This is a genomic window from Mesorhizobium sp. WSM3879, from assembly GCF_002294915.1.
In the GTDB taxonomy this organism is placed as follows: domain Bacteria; phylum Pseudomonadota; class Alphaproteobacteria; order Rhizobiales; family Rhizobiaceae; genus Mesorhizobium.
Genome location: NZ_NSFZ01000009.1, coordinates 216,855 through 237,408 on the forward strand (window position 1 = coordinate 216,855; position 20,554 = coordinate 237,408).

General features: G+C 62.7%; 13 protein-coding genes. 6 read left to right on the plus strand and 7 right to left on the minus strand.

All coding sequences use genetic code 11. The features are described from left to right. Nucleotides 1-231: 231 nt before the first annotated feature. The gene (locus CK218_RS21250) at nucleotides 232-5,283 is read right to left on the minus strand and encodes a DUF4347 domain-containing protein (RefSeq protein ID WP_095828781.1); all 5,052 of its coding nucleotides are present in this window, start codon (nucleotides 5,281-5,283) and stop codon (nucleotides 232-234) included. A gap of 92 nt (nucleotides 5,284-5,375) precedes the next feature. Then, entirely contained in the window at nucleotides 5,376-5,693 is a 318-nt protein-coding gene (locus tag CK218_RS21255; protein WP_095826372.1) for a hypothetical protein, read from the minus strand. Between the two features lie 1,030 nt (nucleotides 5,694-6,723). On the opposite strand from CK218_RS21255, the gene CK218_RS21260 reads away from it, so the two are divergent. Together CK218_RS21260 and CK218_RS21265 are read left to right on the plus strand one after the other, a co-directional pair. Further along, the gene (locus CK218_RS21260) at nucleotides 6,724-10,527 is read left to right on the plus strand and encodes a glycosyltransferase (protein WP_143749672.1); all 3,804 of its coding nucleotides are present in this window, start codon (nucleotides 6,724-6,726) and stop codon (nucleotides 10,525-10,527) included. Between the two features lie 90 nt (nucleotides 10,528-10,617). Then, entirely contained in the window at nucleotides 10,618-11,721 is a 1,104-nt protein-coding gene (locus CK218_RS21265; protein WP_067330623.1) for a glycosyltransferase, read from the plus strand. Between the two features lie 59 nt (nucleotides 11,722-11,780). On the opposite strand, the gene CK218_RS21270 is transcribed toward CK218_RS21265, so the two are convergent. Then, the gene (locus tag CK218_RS21270) at nucleotides 11,781-12,509 is read right to left on the minus strand and encodes a glycosyltransferase family 25 protein (RefSeq protein WP_095802874.1); all 729 of its coding nucleotides are present in this window, start codon (nucleotides 12,507-12,509) and stop codon (nucleotides 11,781-11,783) included. A gap of 243 nt (nucleotides 12,510-12,752) precedes the next feature. Between CK218_RS21270 and CK218_RS21275 the strand changes: the two genes are divergently transcribed. Together CK218_RS21275 and CK218_RS30730 are read left to right on the plus strand one after the other, a co-directional pair. Beyond that, complete coding sequence (locus CK218_RS21275; RefSeq protein WP_095828816.1) at nucleotides 12,753-13,613, plus strand: hypothetical protein; 861 nt, start codon at nucleotides 12,753-12,755, stop codon at nucleotides 13,611-13,613. A gap of 1,190 nt (nucleotides 13,614-14,803) precedes the next feature. Beyond that, nucleotides 14,804-14,980: a hypothetical protein gene (locus CK218_RS30730; protein WP_170950440.1), complete on the plus strand. Its 177-nt coding sequence runs from the start codon at nucleotides 14,804-14,806 to the stop codon at nucleotides 14,978-14,980. 56 nt (nucleotides 14,981-15,036) lie between these two features. Here CK218_RS30730 and CK218_RS21285 read toward each other — a convergent pair whose 3' ends face one another. Both CK218_RS21285 and CK218_RS21290 read right to left on the minus strand, forming a co-directional pair. Further along, on the minus strand, nucleotides 15,037-15,285 hold the full coding sequence (locus tag CK218_RS21285) for a hypothetical protein (RefSeq protein ID WP_095802876.1): 249 nt from the start codon (nucleotides 15,283-15,285) through the stop codon (nucleotides 15,037-15,039). 415 nt (nucleotides 15,286-15,700) lie between these two features. Continuing rightward, the gene (locus CK218_RS21290) at nucleotides 15,701-16,126 is read right to left on the minus strand and encodes a hypothetical protein (protein ID WP_179294560.1); all 426 of its coding nucleotides are present in this window, start codon (nucleotides 16,124-16,126) and stop codon (nucleotides 15,701-15,703) included. A 465-nt stretch (nucleotides 16,127-16,591) separates the two neighbouring features. Between CK218_RS21290 and CK218_RS21295 the strand changes: the two genes are divergently transcribed. After that, nucleotides 16,592-17,095: a transglutaminase-like cysteine peptidase gene (locus tag CK218_RS21295; protein ID WP_245299739.1), complete on the plus strand. Its 504-nt coding sequence runs from the start codon at nucleotides 16,592-16,594 to the stop codon at nucleotides 17,093-17,095. A 210-nt stretch (nucleotides 17,096-17,305) separates the two neighbouring features. Beyond that, nucleotides 17,306-18,928, plus strand: a complete 1,623-nt coding sequence (locus CK218_RS21300) for a GNAT family N-acetyltransferase (RefSeq protein WP_095828783.1) — start codon at nucleotides 17,306-17,308, stop codon at nucleotides 18,926-18,928. Between the two features lie 140 nt (nucleotides 18,929-19,068). On the opposite strand, the gene CK218_RS21305 is transcribed toward CK218_RS21300, so the two are convergent. Then, nucleotides 19,069-19,551 carry a hypothetical protein gene (locus CK218_RS21305; RefSeq protein ID WP_067001392.1) on the minus strand — a complete coding sequence of 161 codons (483 nt, stop codon included), beginning with the start codon at nucleotides 19,549-19,551 and terminating at the stop codon, nucleotides 19,069-19,071. Nucleotides 19,552-19,558: 7 nt separating this feature from the next. Next, nucleotides 19,559-20,332, minus strand: a complete 774-nt coding sequence (locus tag CK218_RS21310; RefSeq protein WP_245435126.1) for a response regulator transcription factor — start codon at nucleotides 20,330-20,332, stop codon at nucleotides 19,559-19,561. Nucleotides 20,333-20,554 lie beyond the last annotated feature (222 nt).

The following is a 20,554-nucleotide window of genomic DNA, read 5'->3' on the forward strand; positions in this document are numbered from 1 at the left end:
GCCTTCGGGTAGGCAGGCGGTGGTTCGACATTGCCCGCGGCGGACCAGTCCCGCCGGAATCTCTGGTGGCGCTGATGATACTCCACGGCGGTCGGTCGCGCGAGCCCCTTAACCACTCGGAAAGGCCGAACGCGCAGGCCTTGCCTTTCGGCAAAGCCCGCGCGCCCGCTTCTCAGCTTTGGACCGGCTTCTATCGTCGTCTGTCCGGTCGCCATTCCTCTTCACTCATGCTCAGTCATGCGGCTTCAGAATGTCCTTCAGCGCCTTCTTCACCGTGTCGTCGCTGTTGGCGAAGCCGGCACCCTGCTTGTTCTGATCCGAGGTCAGGTCGGTGCTTGCACCCAACGGCTTGTTCTGGTTCTGACCAAATCCCCTGATCGTGGTGAGAACATTCAGGAGGTCGGTCGTCACCGAACCGGCGGCCTGGCTGACAAGCTGACGGAACGACGCATGGCTGACGGCATCACTGTCGGTCGAGCCGGATTGCAGGAACTGCGTCGTGTCCTTGAGCCCGAGCGAGTTGGCCGTGACCGCGGCGGTGCGATGGCCAGGCGAGCCATCGGCATCAGTGCCATCTTTGGGATGTCCCTTCCCAGGATTGCTGCTGTCGTTGTGGTCAGGATCATTGCCATGGCCGTTGTTGCCTTTGTCGCGATCACCGGTCTCGCCGCCGGGGCCCGTCGCTCCGGTCGGGCCCGTTGCGCCGCCCGGCCCAGTAGCACCCGTCGAGCCGGTTGCACCCGTTGCGCCGGTCGCTCCGGTCGCGCCAGTTGCTCCGGTAGCTCCAGTCGCACCGGTGGCTCCGGTCGCACCTGTCGAGCCGGTTGCTCCGGTTGCACCCGTAGCGCCGGTCGCTCCGGTCGAGCCGGTAGTTCCGGTCGCACCGGTCGAGCCCGTGGCACCCGTAGCGCCGGTCGCTCCAGTCGCGCCAGTTGCTCCGGTAGCTCCAGTCGCACCGGTGGCTCCGGTCGCACCGGTTGTTCCGGTCGAGCCCGTTGCTCCAGTCGCACCGGTGGCTCCGGTCGCACCTGTCGAGCCGGTTGCTCCGGTTGCACCCGTAGCGCCGGTCGCTCCGGTCGAGCCGGTTGCTCCGGTCGAGCCCGTTGCTCCGGTAGCTCCAGTCGCACCCGTTGCTCCAGTCGCGCCGGTTGGTCCGGTCGAGCCAGTGGCACCCGTAGCGCCGGTCGCTCCAGTCGCGCCAGTTGCTCCAGTCGCACCGGTGGCTCCGGTCGCACCCGTCGAGCCGGTAGCTCCGGTTGCTCCAGTCGCACCCGTGGCGCCGGTTGCACCTGTCGCTCCGGTCGCACCTGTAGCGCCGGTCGAGCCAGTCGCACCCGTTGCTCCGGTCGCGCCGGTTGCACCGGTAGCGCCGGTCGCCCCAGTCGAGCCGGTGGCACCCGTGGCGCCGGTCGAGCCGGTCGCACCCGTGGCGCCGGTCGCACCTGTCGCACCCGTTGCTCCAGTCGCGCCGGTAGCACCCGTTGCTCCGGTCGAGCCGGTGGCTCCGGTCGCACCCGTCGAGCCCGTGGCACCTGTGGCTCCGGTCGCACCTGTAGCGCCGGTCGCTCCGGTCGCGCCAGTTGCTCCGGTAGCTCCAGTCGCACCCGTGGCTCCGGTCGCACCGGTTGCTCCGGTCGAGCCCGTTGCTCCAGTCGCACCGGTTGCTCCGGTTGCACCCGTCGAGCCGGTAGCTCCGGTTGCACCCGTAGCGCCGGTCGCTCCGGTCGAGCCGGTTGCTCCCGTTGCTCCAGTTGAGCCGGTAGCGCCAGTGGCACCCGTGGCGCCGGTCGCACCTGTAGCTCCGGTAGCGCCGGTCGCCCCAGTCGAGCCGGTGGCACCCGTGGCGCCGGTCGAGCCGGTCGCACCCGTAGCGCCGGTCGCACCTGTCGCACCCGTTGCTCCAGTCGCGCCAGTTGCTCCAGTCGCACCCGTGGCTCCGGTCGCACCGGTTGCTCCGGTCGAGCCCGTTGCTCCAGTCGCGCCGGTCGCACCCGTGGCGCCGGTCGAGCCCGTGGCACCCGTAGCGCCGGTCGCTCCAGTCGAGCCCGTTGCTCCAGTCGCACCGGTGGCTCCGGTCGCACCCGTCGAGCCGGTAGCTCCGGTAGCTCCAGTCGCACCCGTTGCTCCAGTGGCACCGGTAGTTCCAGTCGCACCTGTTGCTCCGGTCGAACCTGTCGAGCCAGTTGCTCCTGTCGCACCCGTGGCGCCGGTTGCGCCTGTCGAGCCGGTCGCACCCGTAGCGCCGGTTGCACCTGTTGCACCCGTCGCGCCGGTGGCGCCTGTAGCTCCGGTATCGCCGGTGGCGCCGGTCGCACCTGTTGCTCCGGTCGCACCTGTCGAGCCCGTTGCTCCGGTATCACCCGTTGCGCCAGTCGAGCCGGTCGCGCCAGTGGCGCCGGTTGCTCCAGTCGAGCCGGTCGCACCCGTTGCACCCGTAGCGCCGGTCGCACCTGTTGCACCCGTCGAGCCCGTTGCTCCGGTATCGCCGGTAGCGCCGGTCGCGCCTGTGGCGCCGGTTGCTCCGGTCGCACCCGTCGAGCCCGTTGCTCCGGTATCGCCGGTAGCGCCGGTCGCACCTGTGGCGCCGGTTGCTCCGGTCGCACCTGTTGCACCCGTCGAGCCCGTTGCTCCGGTATCGCCGGTGGCGCCGGTCGCACCTGTGGCGCCGGTTGCTCCGGTCGCACCTGTCGAGCCGGTGGCACCCGTTGCTCCGGTATCGCCGGTGGCGCCGGTCGCACCTGTCGAGCCGGTGGCACCCGTTGCTCCGGTATCGCCGGTGGCGCCGGTCGCGCCCGTTGCACCTGTTGCACCCGTGGCGCCCGTTGCTCCGGTATCGCCGGTCGCACCTGTGGCGCCGGTTGCTCCGGTCGAGCCGGTATCGCCCGTAGCGCCAGTTGCACCTGTTGCACCGGTTGCGCCTGTGGCACCCGTAGCGCCGGTCGCACCTGTGGCGCCGGTTGCTCCAGTCGAGCCCGTTGCTCCGGTATCACCCGTAGCGCCGGTTGCTCCGGTCGAGCCGGTATCGCCCGTAGCGCCAGTTGCACCGGTTGCGCCTGTGGCACCCGTAGCGCCGGTCGAGCCGGTATCGCCCGTAGCACCAGTGGCGCCGGTTGCTCCAGTCGCCCCAGTGGCCCCGGTCGAACCCGTTGCTCCGGTATCACCCGTTGCTCCAGTCGAGCCGGTCGCGCCAGTGGCCCCGGTTGCTCCAGTATCGCCGGTGGCGCCGGTCGCACCTGTGGCGCCGGTTGCTCCGGTCGCGCCCGTCGCGCCGGTGGCGCCCGTTGCTCCGGTATCGCCGGTGGCGCCGGTCGCGCCGGTCGCACCTGTGGCGCCGGTTGCTCCGGTCGCACCCGTCGAGCCCGTTGCTCCGGTGTCACCCGTGGCGCCGGTCGCACCTGTGGCGCCGGTTGCTCCGGTCGCACCCGTCGCGCCGGTGGCGCCCGTTGCTCCGGTATCACCGGTGGCGCCGGTCGCACCTGTGGCGCCGGTTGCTCCGGTCGCGCCCGTTGCTCCGGTATCGCCCGTGGCGCCGGTGGCGCCGGTCGCACCTGTCGCGCCGGTTGCTCCGGTATCACCCGTGGCGCCGGTCGCACCTGTGGCGCCGGTTGCACCCGTCGAGCCGGTCGCGCCGGTTGCTCCGGTATCACCGGTGGCGCCGGTCGCGCCTGTGGCGCCGGTTGCTCCAGTCGAGCCCGTTGCCCCGGTATCGCCGGTGGCTCCGGTCGCACCTGTGGCGCCGGTGGCGCCAGTCGCACCTGTGGCGCCGGTTGCTCCGGTCGCACCGGTCGCGCCCGTTGCTCCGGTATCACCCGTGGCGCCGGTCGCACCTGTGGCGCCGGTTGCGCCGGTCGCACCTGTCGAGCCGGTGGCGCCCGTTGCTCCGGTATCGCCGGTGGCGCCGGTCGCACCTGTGGCGCCGGTTGCTCCGGTATCGCCGGTGGCGCCCGTAGCGCCAGTCGCACCCGTACCGCCTGTAGCGCCAGTGGCGCCGGTATCACCGGTGGCGCCAGTCGCGCCTGTGGCGCCGGTTGCACCTGTATCGCCGGTGGAGCCGGTAGCGCCTGTTGCTCCGGTCGCGCCAGTCGAGCCCGTGGCTCCAGTATCACCCGTAGCGCCAGTCGCACCTGTAGCACCGGTCGCGCCAGTTGCTCCGGTGGCGCCCGTTCCACCCGTGGCGCCCGTGGCGCCCGTCGCACCCGCGCCGGTTGCGCCCGTGGCGCCCGTTGCTCCGGTGGCGCCCGTCGCGCCTGTTGCACCCGCGCCGGTTGCGCCCGTGGCGCCCGTTGCTCCGGTAGCGCCCGTCGCGCCTGTTGCACCCGCGCCGGTTGCGCCCGTGGCGCCTGTTGCTCCGGTGGCGCCGGTCGCGCCCGTTGCACCCGCGCCCGTGGCGCCGGTCGCACCCGTGGGGCCGGTCGCGCCAGCCGGGCCGGTCGGGCCTACTTGACTCGTGACGGCGAGACTGCCCCCATTGAATGTATCGCCATTGTCACCATTGTTACCAGCGTCGGTCGCAAAATTGTAAGTATTACCGGCGGCAGGCGTTAGCGTACCGTATAGCTCGAAGCCGCTGGTGTAAATTTGATAAGTATGGGTTGTATCAGGTACTGTAATAGTTATTGCAAAATTGAACGCCACGCCATTGTTCGACTGAGGAAGAACGAAACTTCCAACAATGGTATCTGGATTGGCAGTAGTATCAATAAGATAAAACGTATTTATGCTTTTACTGTTGCCATCGGCTACAGTGCCGGTAAGCGTCAGATTACCCGCCACCAGGAGCCCGATGTAACTTGCTACGCCAACTGAGGTCAGCGGCGGCAGGGGCGCCGACGCGCCCGCACGTGCGGGTAATTCCCACGCACCGCCCAGGACTGCCGCACCGACAAGCGAACTGGACGCGCAGACATCCACGCCGACGGCCGCTTCCAAAGCGTCGACGAACGCATCGCCTGCCCTTCCCAGCGCCGTCTCGCAGCTCCATAGCCGCAGTTCGCCGTCCGCAGCGAGCGCCCTGCCGATTGCGGCGAATTCCTCAGCCGCGCCCTTCAACGTCCCGACCGACCATTCTCCTGAAGCGAAATTAACCCGACCCGGCGCGCCATGCGCGATGATGTGGACCGCGCGGAGCTCTTCGTGCCCTCTCAGCGCCGCAGCCATCTGCGCCGCCGGCGCTTGACGGCCATCGAGCAGGATAGCCTGGACCCCCGGCCGGACGTTGCTCAGAACAGTCTCGAGATCGGAGATCGAAGGATCCACAAAGAGAATTTCAGAGGCACGGGCCATGACTGGCTCCTGTTCGCTTCCAATTCATTTCAAAAGGGAAACCGCCCACCGGCTTAGTCGGCGAGCGGCGCGGAAACGGCGCTTGGCCGCGGTCATCTTCCGGACGGCCCGACGGCGCCGCTTGGGCGGCCAACGAGGGGGGCCTCCACGCGGAGGAAACCGGAGGCTTGGAAATTCCCGCCATCGTCAAATGTCCCGATCGCGAGAGAGCCGGCGGTGCTCGGAACCTTCACGGTTATTGCGACAGCGTGGCTTCGCTTGACGGCGGCGGGAAGAATGACCTGGCCGACGATCGCGTTCTTGGCGGCATCCAGAATGAAATAGGTTATATGCTCGGTCGCGTCGCCGATGGGCAAAACGCCCCTAACGGTCACGTCCATTGCAGTAGACGAAGTTGCGTAGGTCATCATGCACTCCCCGATTAGCGGCGGCTGATGCCGCGGCTTCTCCTGCTTGACACTTGATTTTCAATCACCGCAGTGCTGCCCCCGACCCGACGGGCTTGGCCGCAAGGCCGCACGAAAGCTCGCGCGCGAAGACGTGATGGGCTGCAGCCTTTGCTCCAGACGACTCCTGGTCCGATCGGCCGGCAACAAGTCGCAGACGGCGCCGTTCGCCGACGGCACTCGGTTTGAACAGCTCTGTTGAGATTTGGTTTGGATGCGGGGCACGGGAGCCAATCCGCCGCACCTTGCAGCAACAAATTTCCCGCCGGCGCATAGATGGGCACGGGCTGCGCCGCTCAGTTGCGGATAGGTTTGAAGTTTGTCGAAGCGGCGGGCTTCAAACTCCCTGGGAAACGCACGTGATATCACGTGATACACGATCCACTCCCGTCACAGCCGACGCCGATCTCTTGGCGAAAACTCGCGAGAGAGCTCCGGAGTGGAAAAACCCGTTCGACCCGAACAAAAAAGACAAACGCTCACTCGGCCGCGCGCTCACCAACGCACGTGCCTTAGTCGTCCGCGACTTTGGCCTTGCTACTCCGGAACCCTCTGGCTTGACTCCCCTACGACTTCCGCAGAATGCCAGCTACCCACGACCTGTGGGCCCCCCCTCACAGCAGCAAATTAGTAAATTTGAAAATTAGCGATCTGTAAACTATGGAAGCGACTAAACCGGCCTACCTCTAAAGTATTAGGTCGGGAAATATTACAAACCGCAACTCTAGAAAATATTTTTGAAATCCATACCTTAACCTCACCCGGGAACTTGCGTCAAACCCAGAAACGTGATCGGGATCGAGCTCCCGCTATCCCATTTCGGGGTGGCGATGGGGTCGACGCCAAGCACCGCTTCGTCGATCTTGACGTCGCTCGGCAAATGGCGGTGAAGTGAGCGGAGATCGTCTGAGGACCTTGGCCGCTCCGGTGGCGGGACAAGTAGACAATAGGAGCTTCGAGACGGCTCCGCGAATTCATCCGCGGCACGCAGAGAATGGCATTGCTTGAACGTCGCGCAACGTCAGAGCGAGAGATGGCAATTTCACGGATGACCACTGGCAAGCGACTTTGCCTGAACATGATCGTCAAGAACGAGATGGCGAACCTGCAGCGCTGTCTGGGGGCGGTTGTCGACCACATCGACTGCTGGGTCATCGGCGACACCGGGTCGACCGACGGGACCCAGGATTACATCAGGGCTTTCTTCGCCGATCGCGACCTGCCCGGCGAGTTGCATCAGTTCCCTTTCGAAAATTTCGAGCAGGCCCGCAACGCCGCGCTCGATCATGCGTATGCTTCGCCGCTCGTCTATGATTATCTGCTTTTTGACGACGCCGACATGGAGTTGGTCGTCGAGGACGCGGGCTTCAGGGCGCAGCTCGACTGTCCCGGCTATCGGCTGCTCCAGCGCTCCGGTTCCGACCTCGCCTATTGGAACACCCGCATCGTCAGGCGCGATACCGGCGCCCGCTACCGTGGCGTGACGCATGAATATCTCGACGTTCCCGGCGACGTGAAGGAACTGCAGGGCGTTTGGTACAAGGACCACGCCACCGGATCGAACCGCGTCGACAAGTTCGATCGCGACATCAAGCTCCTGCTGGAGGCGCTGGAGAAAGACCCGGAGAACCACCGATACTGGTTTTACCTGGCGCAGTCCTACCGCGACGCCGGACGCACGGCCGAGGCGGCGGTGGCCTACGCCAAACGCGCGGCGATGGGCGGCTGGGACGAGGAAGCATGGAACGCCCGGCTGCAGGAGGCGCGCTGCCTAAGAAAGCTCGGGGACGACGCAGGCTTCATTCGCCAGGCGCTTGCTGCCTTCAATCAGCGCCCGCAACGTACCGAACCCCTCTACGACCTCGCGCGGTTCCATCGCGAGAAGGGGATGAATGACGCCAGCGTGCTGTTTTCGGAAGCCGGTCTGGCGATCAGGAAACCGGAGCAAGACATCCTGTTTCTCGAGGATTTCATCTACACGACGGGCCTTCGCGAGGAATACGCGATCGCGGCAAACTACGCCAGCGATCCATTGCGCAAGGACCGCGGGTTCGCAGTGTGCAATTGGCTGGCGCTGAGCCGCAGCATCGCCGACGGTTCCCGCGATCTGGCGCGCTCCAACCTGTTCTTCTACATCGAGCCCGCCAAGACGATGATGCCATCGTTCACTGCTCAACCGGTCGGCTTCGTGCCGCCCGACGGCTATCGGCTCTCAAACCCCTCCGTGGCTCGCTGGGACAACCAGATCGTAGTGCTGCAGGGGGCCATCACCTTGGCGGAGGCGGAAGAGAACCTCCGGGCTCGAGCGCCGGATCGAGCGGCGGTGCACACACGCAATTTCTTGCTGCGCATCGACAGCGAATTCGGGATCGCGTCGGCCGACGAGATTTCACAGCCGACCGACTTGCCGCGACCTGCTTACGGCTGCGGCCTCGAGGCCATGCGTCCGTTTGCCTGGGAGGGGCAATTGTGGAGCAGCGCCTATATGCGCGCGTCGGCCGCAGAAGGCGAACCAGTCATCGCGCGCATCGACCATGGCGGGCCTGCACCATACCGGATGACCGACTGGCGCGTGCTCCGGCCGATCGGTGCGAAGGTGAACGGCAACAACTGGCTCCCCCTCGTCAAGCCGGCTGGCATCGGCACCGACCGGGAGCGGCTGCAGTTCGTTTCTGTGGGTGATTCCATCCGCATTGTCGGCGATCAAGGGCAGACGATATCGGAAAAGCCGTCTTCCGTCGCTGCCGACCAGCTCAAGGGAGGCACCCAGGCGATTGCCTTCGAAGGCGGATGGCTGACACTCGCGCACGAGACGCGGGCAAGGCCGGACGGGGCTCAGCCATACTGCCAGCACCGCTTCGTCTGGTTGGACGAAACAGGCTGCTTGGCAAAGATCAGCCGGCCGTTCTTCTTCAATGAAAAGGGGGTTGAATTTGCCGCCGGCCTAGCCTGGCACCCAAAAGACGAGCGCCTGCTGATTTCGTACGGCGTCGCCGAGAGCGAAGCGTGGATCGCCGCGGTCGATGCCTCGGAGGTAAGCGCGCAGCTGGAAAGGACCGACTCTTTGTCTGCAAGCGAGGCATTCTGGAGCTCACTTGCGGCGTCGCCGGACGGTGCGACCATACAAATTGCGGCGGCTCAGCAGCGCAAAGAACCCGGCGACCTCCATCAACAAACCCGGCCTGACAGCGGACTCCCGAAGGAGGCGAGCAGGATTGTCCTCTCCGGCAATGCGAAAGGCACAGAGGAGGTCCTGCTCGAGCTGGCGCCGTTCCTTCGCTTCGCAGACTCGCCGCATGAGCGTCGCGATCAATCCTGGGCGTTCGATAGCCGGATAGCCCCCTTCCTGGACAGGGGAGATGCCGCGCTGCCTCAGATCCACTGCTTTTACGAGGTGCTTTCCGACACTGCGAAGCATCTGACCTTGATTGCCGCCACCACGTCGATGCGCGCGGCAGGCCATCCCGTGAGGGTCTGGAGCTACTCGCCGAACAAGCTTGAATTCCTCGTGCCGCTCGGCGTCGAGGTCCGCGCCGCGGATGACGTGATGCCGCGCAGCTTGTTCGAGCGAATGGTCGCCGGCTCCGAGATCCGCTATTTCAGCGACGCCTTTCGCTACGCCGTGCTTTACGAACATGGCGGGTTGTGGATGGATTGCGACGTGGTCATGCTGCGACCGTTTCCGTTCCGCGGCGATTACTTTTTCAATCTGCAATGGCGCGGCGGCCACCAAGGCCACTTCGTCTGCGGCAACGTCATCTATGCCGAAGCCTTCAGCCCCCATTTGAGAGCGCTCTACGAGATGTCAATCGAGCGCTTCTTCGGTGCAAGCGGCAAGGGGTTCGGCGAGATCGGCCCGAAACTGCTCTCCGACTACATCGCTTCGGATCAAGGCGCCGAGCTGCGCGATTGGGTCTTCGGGCCAATGTTCTTTAACGCGATCGATTGGACCGAGATAGGCGAGTTCGAAAAGCCGCTCGCCGATGTGGCTGTCTACCTGAATGATGAGCGTGTCTTCGGAACACACCTGTGGACGGCACGAAATGAGGCTCGCTCGGGCGGGGAAGGAGCGCCGCTCATCTCCTTGCTGGTCGAGCCGCTGCGGAGCTTTCCCACACTCATCGATCTTGCTGATCGCTTCAACACCGACAAGAACCGCCATACCGGCAACCGGCATGCTTACGCACGCGTCTACGAGCGGCTGCTGTCGAGCCGGAGACTTTCCATGCGGAGGCTATTAGAGATCGGCCTCTGTCGCATCGCGGCGGAAGGCGACCAGTCCGAGACGCCCTCGGTCGCGCTCTGGCAGTCCTATTTTCCTTACGCCGAGGTGATCGGTGTCGACCTGACGGATTTTTCTCAGTTCAACAATGAGAGGTTCAAGTCTTTCGTTTGCGATCAATCCAAGCTGGAGGATCTGCGCTCCGTCGCGGCGAAGCTGGAACCGGGCTCGCTTGACGTGATTATCGACGACGGCAGCCACGCCTCGTTCGACGAGCAACTGACGCTGCGCGAATTCTTCCCGCTGCTCGCAGAGGGTGGATGGTATTTCATCGAAGACCTCGACTGGCAGCCAACAGGCGAAAATCCCGGTGAAATCACACTCACCAAGCATCTCTTGCGAGAAATCCAACAGCACGGCACGGCCCGATCAATCGACCCGGTCGGTATCAGCGACCTTGCCGATCAGTTTGCCGAAATCCGGTTCTTCGACAGCCACTTCGAGCTTAGCCAGGCAAAATTGCTCGGAGGGCTAGTGGCGATCCGCAAGCGCGGAGGCGTCGGCCTTGTTCGATGAGCTTCACAGGGCGGTGCGGTCGGGTTCGGGCGAGTCCAGCCGTTCAGCGGGAGGTCGCTTAGCGACTGCGTCCAATCGCGGACCCCTTCCTTGAAGATCGCGGTCTACACCATCGCGTTGAACGAAGCCGCACATGTCGAGAGGTGGGCAAATTCGGCCGTCGGCGCCGACTATCGGATAGTCGCCGACACCGGCAGCACCGACGACACGGTATCCCGACTGATCAACGCCGGCGTTACCGTGCACCGGATCGCGGTCCGCCCATGGCGCTTCGATGACGCCCGAAATGCCGCCCTGGCACTCATCCCCGCCGACGTCGACGTGTGCTGCACGATGGACATGGACCGTTTCCTCGAGCCCGGCTGGCGCCCCAAGCTGGAGGCGGCCTGGAGACCCGAAACGACAGCCCTCTATTGCCAGACGATCTATAGAGCGAGTGTCGACGACCCCAGACCGTTGCGGCAATGGGCCACCAAGAATTTTCACCATCGCTGGGGATATCGCTTCAAGCGCCCCGTCCATGAGGCCCTCGTCTTCACCGGAGAAAGGGAGGTGGTCACGACCAGCAACGACCTGGTCATGTTCGAGGTGCAGGACCTGGCCAAGCCAACCAGGAGCAGCTACCTGCCTCTGATGGAGGTTGCCTACAAGGAAGATCCCGACGACGCACAGATGTGTTTCTGGCTCGGGCGGGACCTGATGTGGGCCAACCGGCCCGACGAGGCCGTTCAATTGCTTGAGCGCTACCTTGGCTTGCCGACAAGCACCTGGGGCGAGGAACGGTCAGAAGCGATGCGCTACATCGCACGCATGATGCCGGACCAGAGATTGGTGTGGTTGGACAAAGCGCGAATGGAAGCGCCGCATCGGCGCGAGATCTGGGCCGACCTTGCGGAGGAACTCCACGGCAGGGCCGACTGGTTGAATCTGTTCTGGGCGTGCAGCAACGGAATCGAAAACACCCGTCGCACCGGAAGCTATCTCGATGACCCGAACTGCTGGGGCTTTCGGCTGTTTGATCTGGGCGCCATCGCCTCATGGCACCTGAATGCGATGGACCGTGCTGTGGAATGGGGGCAGATGGCGCTCGAGCTTGACCCGGGCAATGAGCGTCTCAGGAACAACCTCGATTTCTTCATTCGGCGCCGGCACGAAGATCGAGCAGCGCCGCTCGGCGAAGAAGGTGTTCGGTGAAGGCTATCGGTTGCCTGATGGGACGGACTGGCCGACTGCGGTCAACGCCAGCCTGTCGCTCACGTATTGATCCGTACCGATTCCTCCGGCCGTTCGTCACTGATGACAAGCGGTGGCAAGCACACATAGGCTTTGAGCGAGGGCATCACGCCCGCCATGATGCAATCGATGCCTGCATTGTTCAGCCTTAGGCCGAAGCCTGCAAAATCCACGATCATCGGCCGTATCGGAAGGCACCACTCCAACAGCGCGCGCGCGCCACGTGGCGAGACGGAGTAACAAACCGTGCCGAGCAGATAGCGCGCTCGAAGCAGAGCAGGTTCGATTTCCGCCTCCTGGAAGTCAGCTATATGCGTCATGACTTCGCCCGGAAAGAACTCCAGCCTGGCACCGGTTCCGCCAGGAAGGGCATCTAGCCAGGCATAGCATCGCAGACTTGCACTCCACAGGATGAAATCCCAATCGGCCGGGATGTTCGCCAAGAGCGCGTTCGTATGTCGTTCGAACTCGCGAGAGAAGATCGCATCATCTTCGGCAACCGTTATCACCTTGTGCCGACCGACGGCCTCTCTCCAAAGCGTCACGTGCGAGATGGCGCAGCCCAGACTCCCAGGCGCATACTCCAAATCCGAACTGATAACCCTACGCTCTATCAGCTTGTCGCGGTCGATGGATTTTCCGTCAAATCCGGAGAACCTCCGGACTTCCGGCAGGTGCGAGTTCAACTTGCGAAATTTATCCAGCCGCCCGACACTTCGATCGAGATTGATTACATAAATCTCCGACATGACGCTTTTAGCCCCATTTTGGCGATGGTTCGTCCATTCACTCACTTTGCATCGAGCGAACCAGCTTGCGCCCCGGCCTCCACTTGAGAGAACTTCAAGTCTAGCCGGATCGGTGGTAGCTGGCGAGACGGCTTGGACCAGGCATTCGAACTTTTGGAGGATTTGCGTCCGCCAACTGGAGAGGCTATGAGGCGCCGAGATTTGGCGGTTGGCATCATCGTTGCGGCAGCATCGGCTACCGCAATGGCAAAGTTTTCGGCCATCCTGGACCCGGGCTATGCAGCTATGCCATCCCCCCGGAATAAGACACCCGCGACGCTTCTATCCGCCCCGCTCGAACTCGCGGGCAATTGGGGCCGCATGCTCCCGCAAGCGGCAGAACAGGTCGTTGAAAAGGCGCGGCGCGCCTGCCTAGACGGCATCCGACTGCTGTCTGATCGCCAGCCGGCAAGGCTCCGCGTCGACCGCCATGGCACCGGACAGCCGGCGATCTGGCTGCATCCCGACGGCAGCAGTATGGCCTGGATCATTGTCGACATCGGCGAACGGGACTGGTCGAAGCTTGCCTACCAGTTCGGCCATGAACTCGGCCATGTGCTTGCCAACAGCTGGCAGGCCGATGCGAAGCCGGCACCGCCTTGCCAATGGCTGGAGGAAGCCATGGTGGAGGCCTTCTCGCTGCGAGGCCTGGGACGCCTAGCGAAAGACTGGAAACAGGACCCGCCTTTCGCAGGTGACAACGCTTTCGGCGATGCCATTGCCGAATATCGCGAGAACGTCATCAAACGCTATACCGCGCTCGCCGACAGCCAGGGGCTAACCCGAAATGCTGCGACGTGGTTCGCCGACCACCGAAACGAGATCGAAATTCCAGGTCTCAATCCGTTCGCGCAAGCAATGTGCCCGACTATTCTCGCAGAATACGAACAGGTTCCCGATTGCGTTGAGGCGCTGGGCGCGCTCAACCGCTGGCCTGGCCGCAGCGGGGTTCCAATCGCCGAATATCTCCGCCGATGGAAAAAGAGCTGTACCGAATTGCACGCCTCGCCGCACCTGCCGGTCCGACTCCAGCAATTGTTGCATGTTACCCGGGAGCGACGCTAACCAAAGCTCGGCAATGTGGCGGGAATCTTGTGATCGGACACATACGGGGGCCTGCGCGGACGCTACGGGTTTCCAACAAAACAGGGTCCAGAACGCCCAAGCCGGCAGTTGGTCAGCGGCCGTCCGTATGTCGTGGCTGATGTGGAAGGGATTGTTGCTTGGCAGCGTCCGGATCGGTCTCCTTCGCCTTCGGCTCGGAGTGTCGCCGACCATATACAAGCCTGAACACAATCGCGAGATAGCCGACCTGCAACAGAAGCGCGGCTAGGAGGCTCCAGGCAATGCTCATCCAGACGGACCCCGTGGCCTCATAGGCCCAGGTTCCGACTACGCTCGACGTGATCAGCATTCCGACCAGAAACTGAGGAAAGTACATCTCCCCAATCCTGCTTCCAGGCACTCGAGGCGAAAATTTCACTATTTTAGCAATCGAGCAAGTACCGCCATCTGTACCAATTTCGACGCAGCACCGAGTTTCTCATTCGAGCAGCTCGGTAACGGAAGACGCTGGAACGTCAGGTCGAAAGCTTGGAGGATGACGTGTTCCTAGGAGAATTCCGAGTTGGAAGGCGAGCGGATGTCCGGCGGGGTGGCGATATCAAACAAGGTCGCCAGCGCGTACACACCCGCCGGGGAGTGAGCGACTGACGAAGTTGTGGGGACTTTGCGTGGGCCTTTCTGCACCGATTCCTGCCGCAGTACGCCGTTCGTTTCGCTTTTCCATTTTCTCCCCCGAAACGAAGACGTAAGGCTTACCCGCGAACCCGCCATTAGAAGGACGCAAAAAGGCGGACCAGGGAATATCGGGTTCGACAAACTATCCGAGGCAATCTCGGCTGGCGTTTATGCTGAGGCTCGGCAAACAGAACAGTGCGCTTTTTTCGCCGCTCGCTCAATTAGCTCAATGGGCTTTAGCTCGATCAGATTACCATGTCGCCTCCCCAAAGTGCAGTGGGTTGGGCGAAGGACATGCACCAAAAGAAGGACTTGATGCATGTCGCGCAAACTTGTGCAGCGGTTTTTCGGAAAAGACATGCACAAAACAAAGACTTAAAAGCGTAATTCTCGATCCATTTCGCCGCGATGCGCTCTAGCCGGCAGCAGCCTATGTTGTTTTTTTCACAGTCAGCGACACGTTTTTGTTACATTAAGATGCAACCTTAATCTCTGGGTGGCTAAGGTAATCGGAGATGACATACAAGTCGGTTCAGGAAACCCTCCGTGCAGCTGGAATCGTCATAAGCAAGAAAGGCGATGTCCACCGCATAAACTTCTTCGGCGGCCTGGAGGACACCGCGCACTATACCACGAGCCTCAAGGAGGCGCTGGAACGGGGCCTTGCGATGGCCAGACCGCAGCGTTCGTAGCCAGCGCCGTCGATTGGTAGCTGTGTTCCGTTGCGGCGAGCGGCTTGATCGCCTGGTCAATTCAGGCGAGATGCGCAGCGAACCGACTCTACGAGGCTAAGAAGTTCATCCCAGTAGGGCGAAATGTCGAGGCCGAGACCAGCGCCGTAGGACAGCAGAGAGAACTGTTGCGCCAGTTCATCCTGCAGACGCCGGGCTTCATCCGGATCAGAGATGGAAATGGTAGCCATAGCGGCCAGATCGCGGCACCTGGCATCGGTTTCCAAACCGGGACCGCCAACAATCACGCCGAGTTCGACCATCATCGATATGAGTCGCACAAGCCCCCTCCGGCGATCTGCGCAACACAAGTGGCCGAGAATCAATCACGATTGATCAGAAATGGGAAGCCCATTTCGGGGAATCCCACACCGCAAATCAACTCCCGTGGAAACGACGTTTTTCCTGAGGAGTACTGTACCAGAAAGTCGTGATCGCAATAGAAGGCGGCCGGGCAAGGTAGGCCTGCGACGTCACGGATCGCTCTGCTTTGCCGGAAGGCGCTTTTCAGCGCTGTTGCGCTGGAGGCTCGCCGCTGGAAGTTCCTCCAGGCACGGACAGAATGGACCGAGGCTCGATGTCGCCGCGTCCCGGGCAGATCGACGGGCGAATGGGCTGAAGTGGATGGGCGCCCGGGCGGACGCCCATCCAACCTCGTCATGACATGAACGCGGGCGTAACTTAGCCGCCACCACCGGAGTTGCCCGATCCGCCACTGCCGCCGGAACCACCCGAGCCGCCGGAACCGCCCGAGCCCCCGCTACCGCCGGAACCGCCGGAACCGCCCGAGCCGCCGCTGCCGCCGGAACCACCGGAGCCGCCGCCAGAGCCACTGCCACCGCCGGAACCGCCTGATCCGCCGCCGCCACCGGATCCGCCACTGCCGCCGGAGCCACCCGAGCCTCCGCCCCCGCCGGAGCCACCGCTCCCGCCGCCATCGCCACCACCGGAGTCACCGCCACCATCACCGCCGCCGGAACCACCATCACCGCCGCCGGAACCACCATTGCCGCCGCCGGAACCCCCATTGCCGCCGCCGGAACCGCCGCCCTCGCCGTCGCTGGCAAGGACGGAAGCGATGAGAGCCGTCGTGATTGGCGGGCACATTGCGATTTGTGCGCGCGTGAGGATGCTTGCGCGGTTGCTGGCGATGCAGCAAAGCGCGTAGTTGGATTCCGTCAGCGGCTGGCATTGGGCGGCCGTCATGCGCGGTCGAACATTGCTCTGTGCCGATGCCGGAAGCGTCGAATTCACCGCCATAAGGGCGGATGAGACAAGCAGAATTGCGCGAGCGCTGCTCGCGCACCTTGGGTACAGGTGCATTTCTTCCTCCTAAGAAGGGAAAAAAGGCGCTCCCGTCCCCAAACTGGGCGCTATGTCAAAGTTTCCGACCATCGGAAACAATTTGTTAAGCATACATTGTTTTAGAATCTGTGCAAACTTCTAATAGCGAGTCTTGATTTACCAAACCGGCGAAGATGATCTCGGTCTATCGATCCGAGGGGATGGAACGTGATTCGTTTGGCAGCGCTCGTTGCCGCAGCCATGGCTATGGCTGGCTGCAGCGAAACCATGCAGACTTCCGGCACTGCGTCCATGATGGTCACCAAGGGTTACGCTTTTGCCCCGCCGGCCGCCCGCGGCTTCTGCGCCAGGCAGCCAAGGCTCTGCAGCCCAGGCGGACACGTCAAGCAGGTGAAGCTCACCGAAAGGCGCATGGCCGAGTTGAAGGCGGTCAACAGTTCCGTCAATGCCAGGATCATCGAACGTGACGACCGTTCCACCGGCCTCGGCGACGATTGGCGGATACCGACAAACGCCGGCGATTGCGAGGATATCGCGATCCTGAAGAAGAGCGAGTTCATGAAGCGCGGCTGGCCGGCTTCAGCCCTGCTGCTGACGGTCGTTACGTCGGGCGGCGCGGGCCACACCGTGCTTACCGTTCGCACCGACAAGGGCGACCTGATCCTCGACAACCGAACCGACGCCGTCAGGAACTGGGCGCAGACTTCCTATCGCTATTTTGCGCGGCAATCTCAGTCCGAAAACGGCAAGTGGCTGCGGATCGATTCCTGATCTATTGTCCCCGTCGGCGCAGTGCCGTTGACCGCCGGCGCAATTTCGCGCCGCGCAGAGATCCATCAATCCTTTGATCGGCTTGCACGGCCGGTTCCGTCATGGAACCATCATCGGGGGCATTCCTTGGCTTTGGTCCAAGGATTGGGGAATGGCCGATACAAAGGACCATCGACTATTGCCGACGCTCCACGAGCAAAGGGCAACGCCATGCGTGTGGATGTCATCGACAGTTTCGATGCTCTCGTTGAGCTGAGGGACAACTGGGATGCCGTCTACGCTGCTGACCCGGAGGCTCAGTACTTCATGTCCTGGCCATGGATGGCGGGCTGGTTCAAGCGGCTTCGCTACCAATGGCTCGTCCTGGCCGCCAAGGAAGACGATTCAGCCAGCTATGTCGGTTTCTTCCCGCTTCAGCTCCGAACGGAACGAGCCAGGGACGGTGCGTTCCAAAACGAATTGCGGACGGGCGGCGGCTACTTCGCCGGATATGCCGGCTTCCTTTGCAAACCGGAGGTTCAGGATGCCGTTGTCCGGGCCTTCGCCGATTATACGAAGCGGCTGAACTGGGCCAAGCTGCATCTTGAGAACATCTTTGCATCGCCGCCGCGGCTGAGTACGTTCCTCGAGCAATTTTCCGCGCCGGAATTCCTGACCGGCAAGATGAGGCGTCCCGACGACGGCGACGGCATCGACCACGACATCTATGTCTATGTGAACCTGCCGGGCGACTGGGAAGACTTTCTCAACGACCGGCTTGGCGCGGCGACCCGCAAGACCGCGCGGCGGACGCTAAGGGCAATCGACGACGCATCCGAGTATCACGTCACCAACGTGACCGCCGCAACGCTGGAGCGCGATCTGCAGACGCTACTCCGGTTCTGGGAAAGCCAGTGGGGCGCGAAACTGGCGGCGCGATATCACCCTGGCCTGCCGCAGGCGATGATCAACAACTTCCGTAACATGCTGCGCTGTGCCTTCGAGGACGATGCCCTCTATCTCCCAGTCCTGTGGCGGGACGACAACCCGATCGGCGTGCAGGCCACCTTGATCGACCGGAAGAACCGGGCACTGATCGGGATGCTCAACGGGCGCGATCTCGCGGTCAAGAAGCCCGCGCCCGGCTTCGCGCTTCATCTCTACAGCATACGCTGGGCCATTCAGAACGGCTTTGCCGTCTATGATCTACAGACCGGGGATTTCTCTTACAAATATGATTTCGGCGGGCTCGAGCGCCGAGTCGAATGCCTTCTCGTCAGCACGGCCAGCCGCCGCAATCTGCGCGACCGCCTGGAGAGCCGGAGCCTGCCGGTCGTGCTCGCGCGCGCCAAAGCGCTTCATCAGGCCGGCGATCTTGAAGCGGCTCTGCGTGGTTGCCGGCAGATCCTGGCTGCCGATCCGGCCCATGCCGAGGCGCTATCGCTGCTTCGACAACTGGATGGCGCGCGACAGGCTCTTCTGCCGCAAAAGCTCAGCGTTGCCGCCCGTTTGCACCAGGCCGGAAACCTGGCCGCGGCGGAAAAGATCTATCGCGAGATCCTGGACGTCGAACCCGGGCGCTTTGACGTGCGCTACCTCCTTGGCGTGATTTGCCTGCAGCAGCACCGTTATGGCGACGCGGAGCGGCAGGTCGGCCAGGCGATCGAGATCAATCCGAACATCGCTGCCGCGCACTACAATCGCGGCCTGGCGCTGATGAAGCTCGACCGAATAAAGGACGCGCTCACAAGCCTTGACGAATGCATCGCGCTGGAGCCGGGCCACAGCCGGGCCCTGGCGCTTCGCACCGAGGCGCTGAAAGCCATCGGGCGGATCCCTGCCTCGGTTGCTTGAAGCGCGTCGCGCTGAAACGGATTCCGGCGACCTGCTTCAAGTCTTTGTTTTGATGCATGACCGTCCTAGAACTGCGCACATTTCTGGGCGACATGCATTAGCAGGGAGCAACCAATCCGGACGAGATCCGCGGCCGCGGCTTATCTCGGGAACGAATTGTCGATAACGATCGACCAGATATCCTTGTTTATTTCCCTGATGTCCTCGATGGAACCGTGGATTCTTCTCATCTCCTCGTCATCGAGCGCTTCGATCTTTCCGTATTTGACCTCGTCCTTGCCGTCCACGATGCGCATCAGCTGCGTGCTTCCGTGGGTTCCGGCCTCGTCGAACGAATAGATGCAGTGGCTGTATTTGTTTCGCAACTTCGCCTGGCGGGTGAGCTTGCCGGTGACTGTCAGCACCGCCCGACGGCAGGCGGCCGGCGTCTTCGGGATTTTCGCCAGCCGCTCTACCAGCTCGATGCGCGCGCGGGTCGTGTTCAGCGTCAGGAAGATGATGATCGCCGTTTCCTTGTCGACCTTCGCAAGACCGGCAATCAGATAGATCAGCAGACTCTCGGTGTTGGTCCATGTGTAATTCAGTTGGCCAACGAGGAGCAGTATCTCCTGAAACCGAGGCATCATCGGCTCACGGCGAAGATTGGACGGACTGTGGCGAACCGGATCGTTCCAAGCCGCCGTGAAAGCTATCCTTGCGCGCATGAAACACCGCTGCCGCCTCGGTCCGGTTGTGAGCCCCAAGCTTGGTTATGATGTTGTGCAGATGGATCTTGACCGTGTGCTCCGACAGGCGAAGGGTCGCGGCTATGATCTTGTTCTGCAATCCGCGAGCGACCATTTCCAGGATCTGGAACTCACGGTCGGTCAGTTCGCCCATCTCCTCGAAACCGGACCGGTCCGGCCTTGGTTGTTCGGCAGGCGTCGAATGATCCGACGCCTTTTGCGAGAGGCTGCGTGCGTATGACTGGAACATCGCCAAGGGGAAATATTCGCCGCCGCGAAGCATAAGTCGGATGACCGAAAGCCAGACGTCAAGCTTCAAATCCATGGGCAGGACGCTGCGCACGATCTTTAGATCGAGAACGTCGTGCATTGAGACGGAAGCTCGGCTGTCGTGCTGCACCAGGACGATCGGCGCCGCCGGATGATGCCGCATCAGTTCGGCGGCATAGCCGTCGATCTTATGCAGGAGCTCCGTGTCGATAAGGACCAGGCAGACGGGATGCTCGAACGGCGCGCAGGCCGCTTCGATGCTTGTAGCCTGCTCGACGACTATCGAGGGAAATTCCCTCTCGATGGCGTATACTAGACATTCTGGAAAGCTATCAGTAGAGGAAACAGTCAGGATAATTCTACGCGCCGCCCAACTCTCTCCGGCACCGCTACCTACGGTGCTGCGCACGTTAACTCTGGACATGGTTGCCACCCCACCCTAGACGAATACTGTCGGTTTAATTCTTTCCCTTCTTCAAATTTTCGGGGGCCGCCACCCCGCAAACAGCTAGCCTTAACGACTTATACACCAAATTAGACCGGACTGATATAGTTCGGATGAGCTATAGCTAATTTCTCCGTCGTCGCTGCCGACCGGAGACGTTCGACAGAGTCGCCTTCACCTGATCCG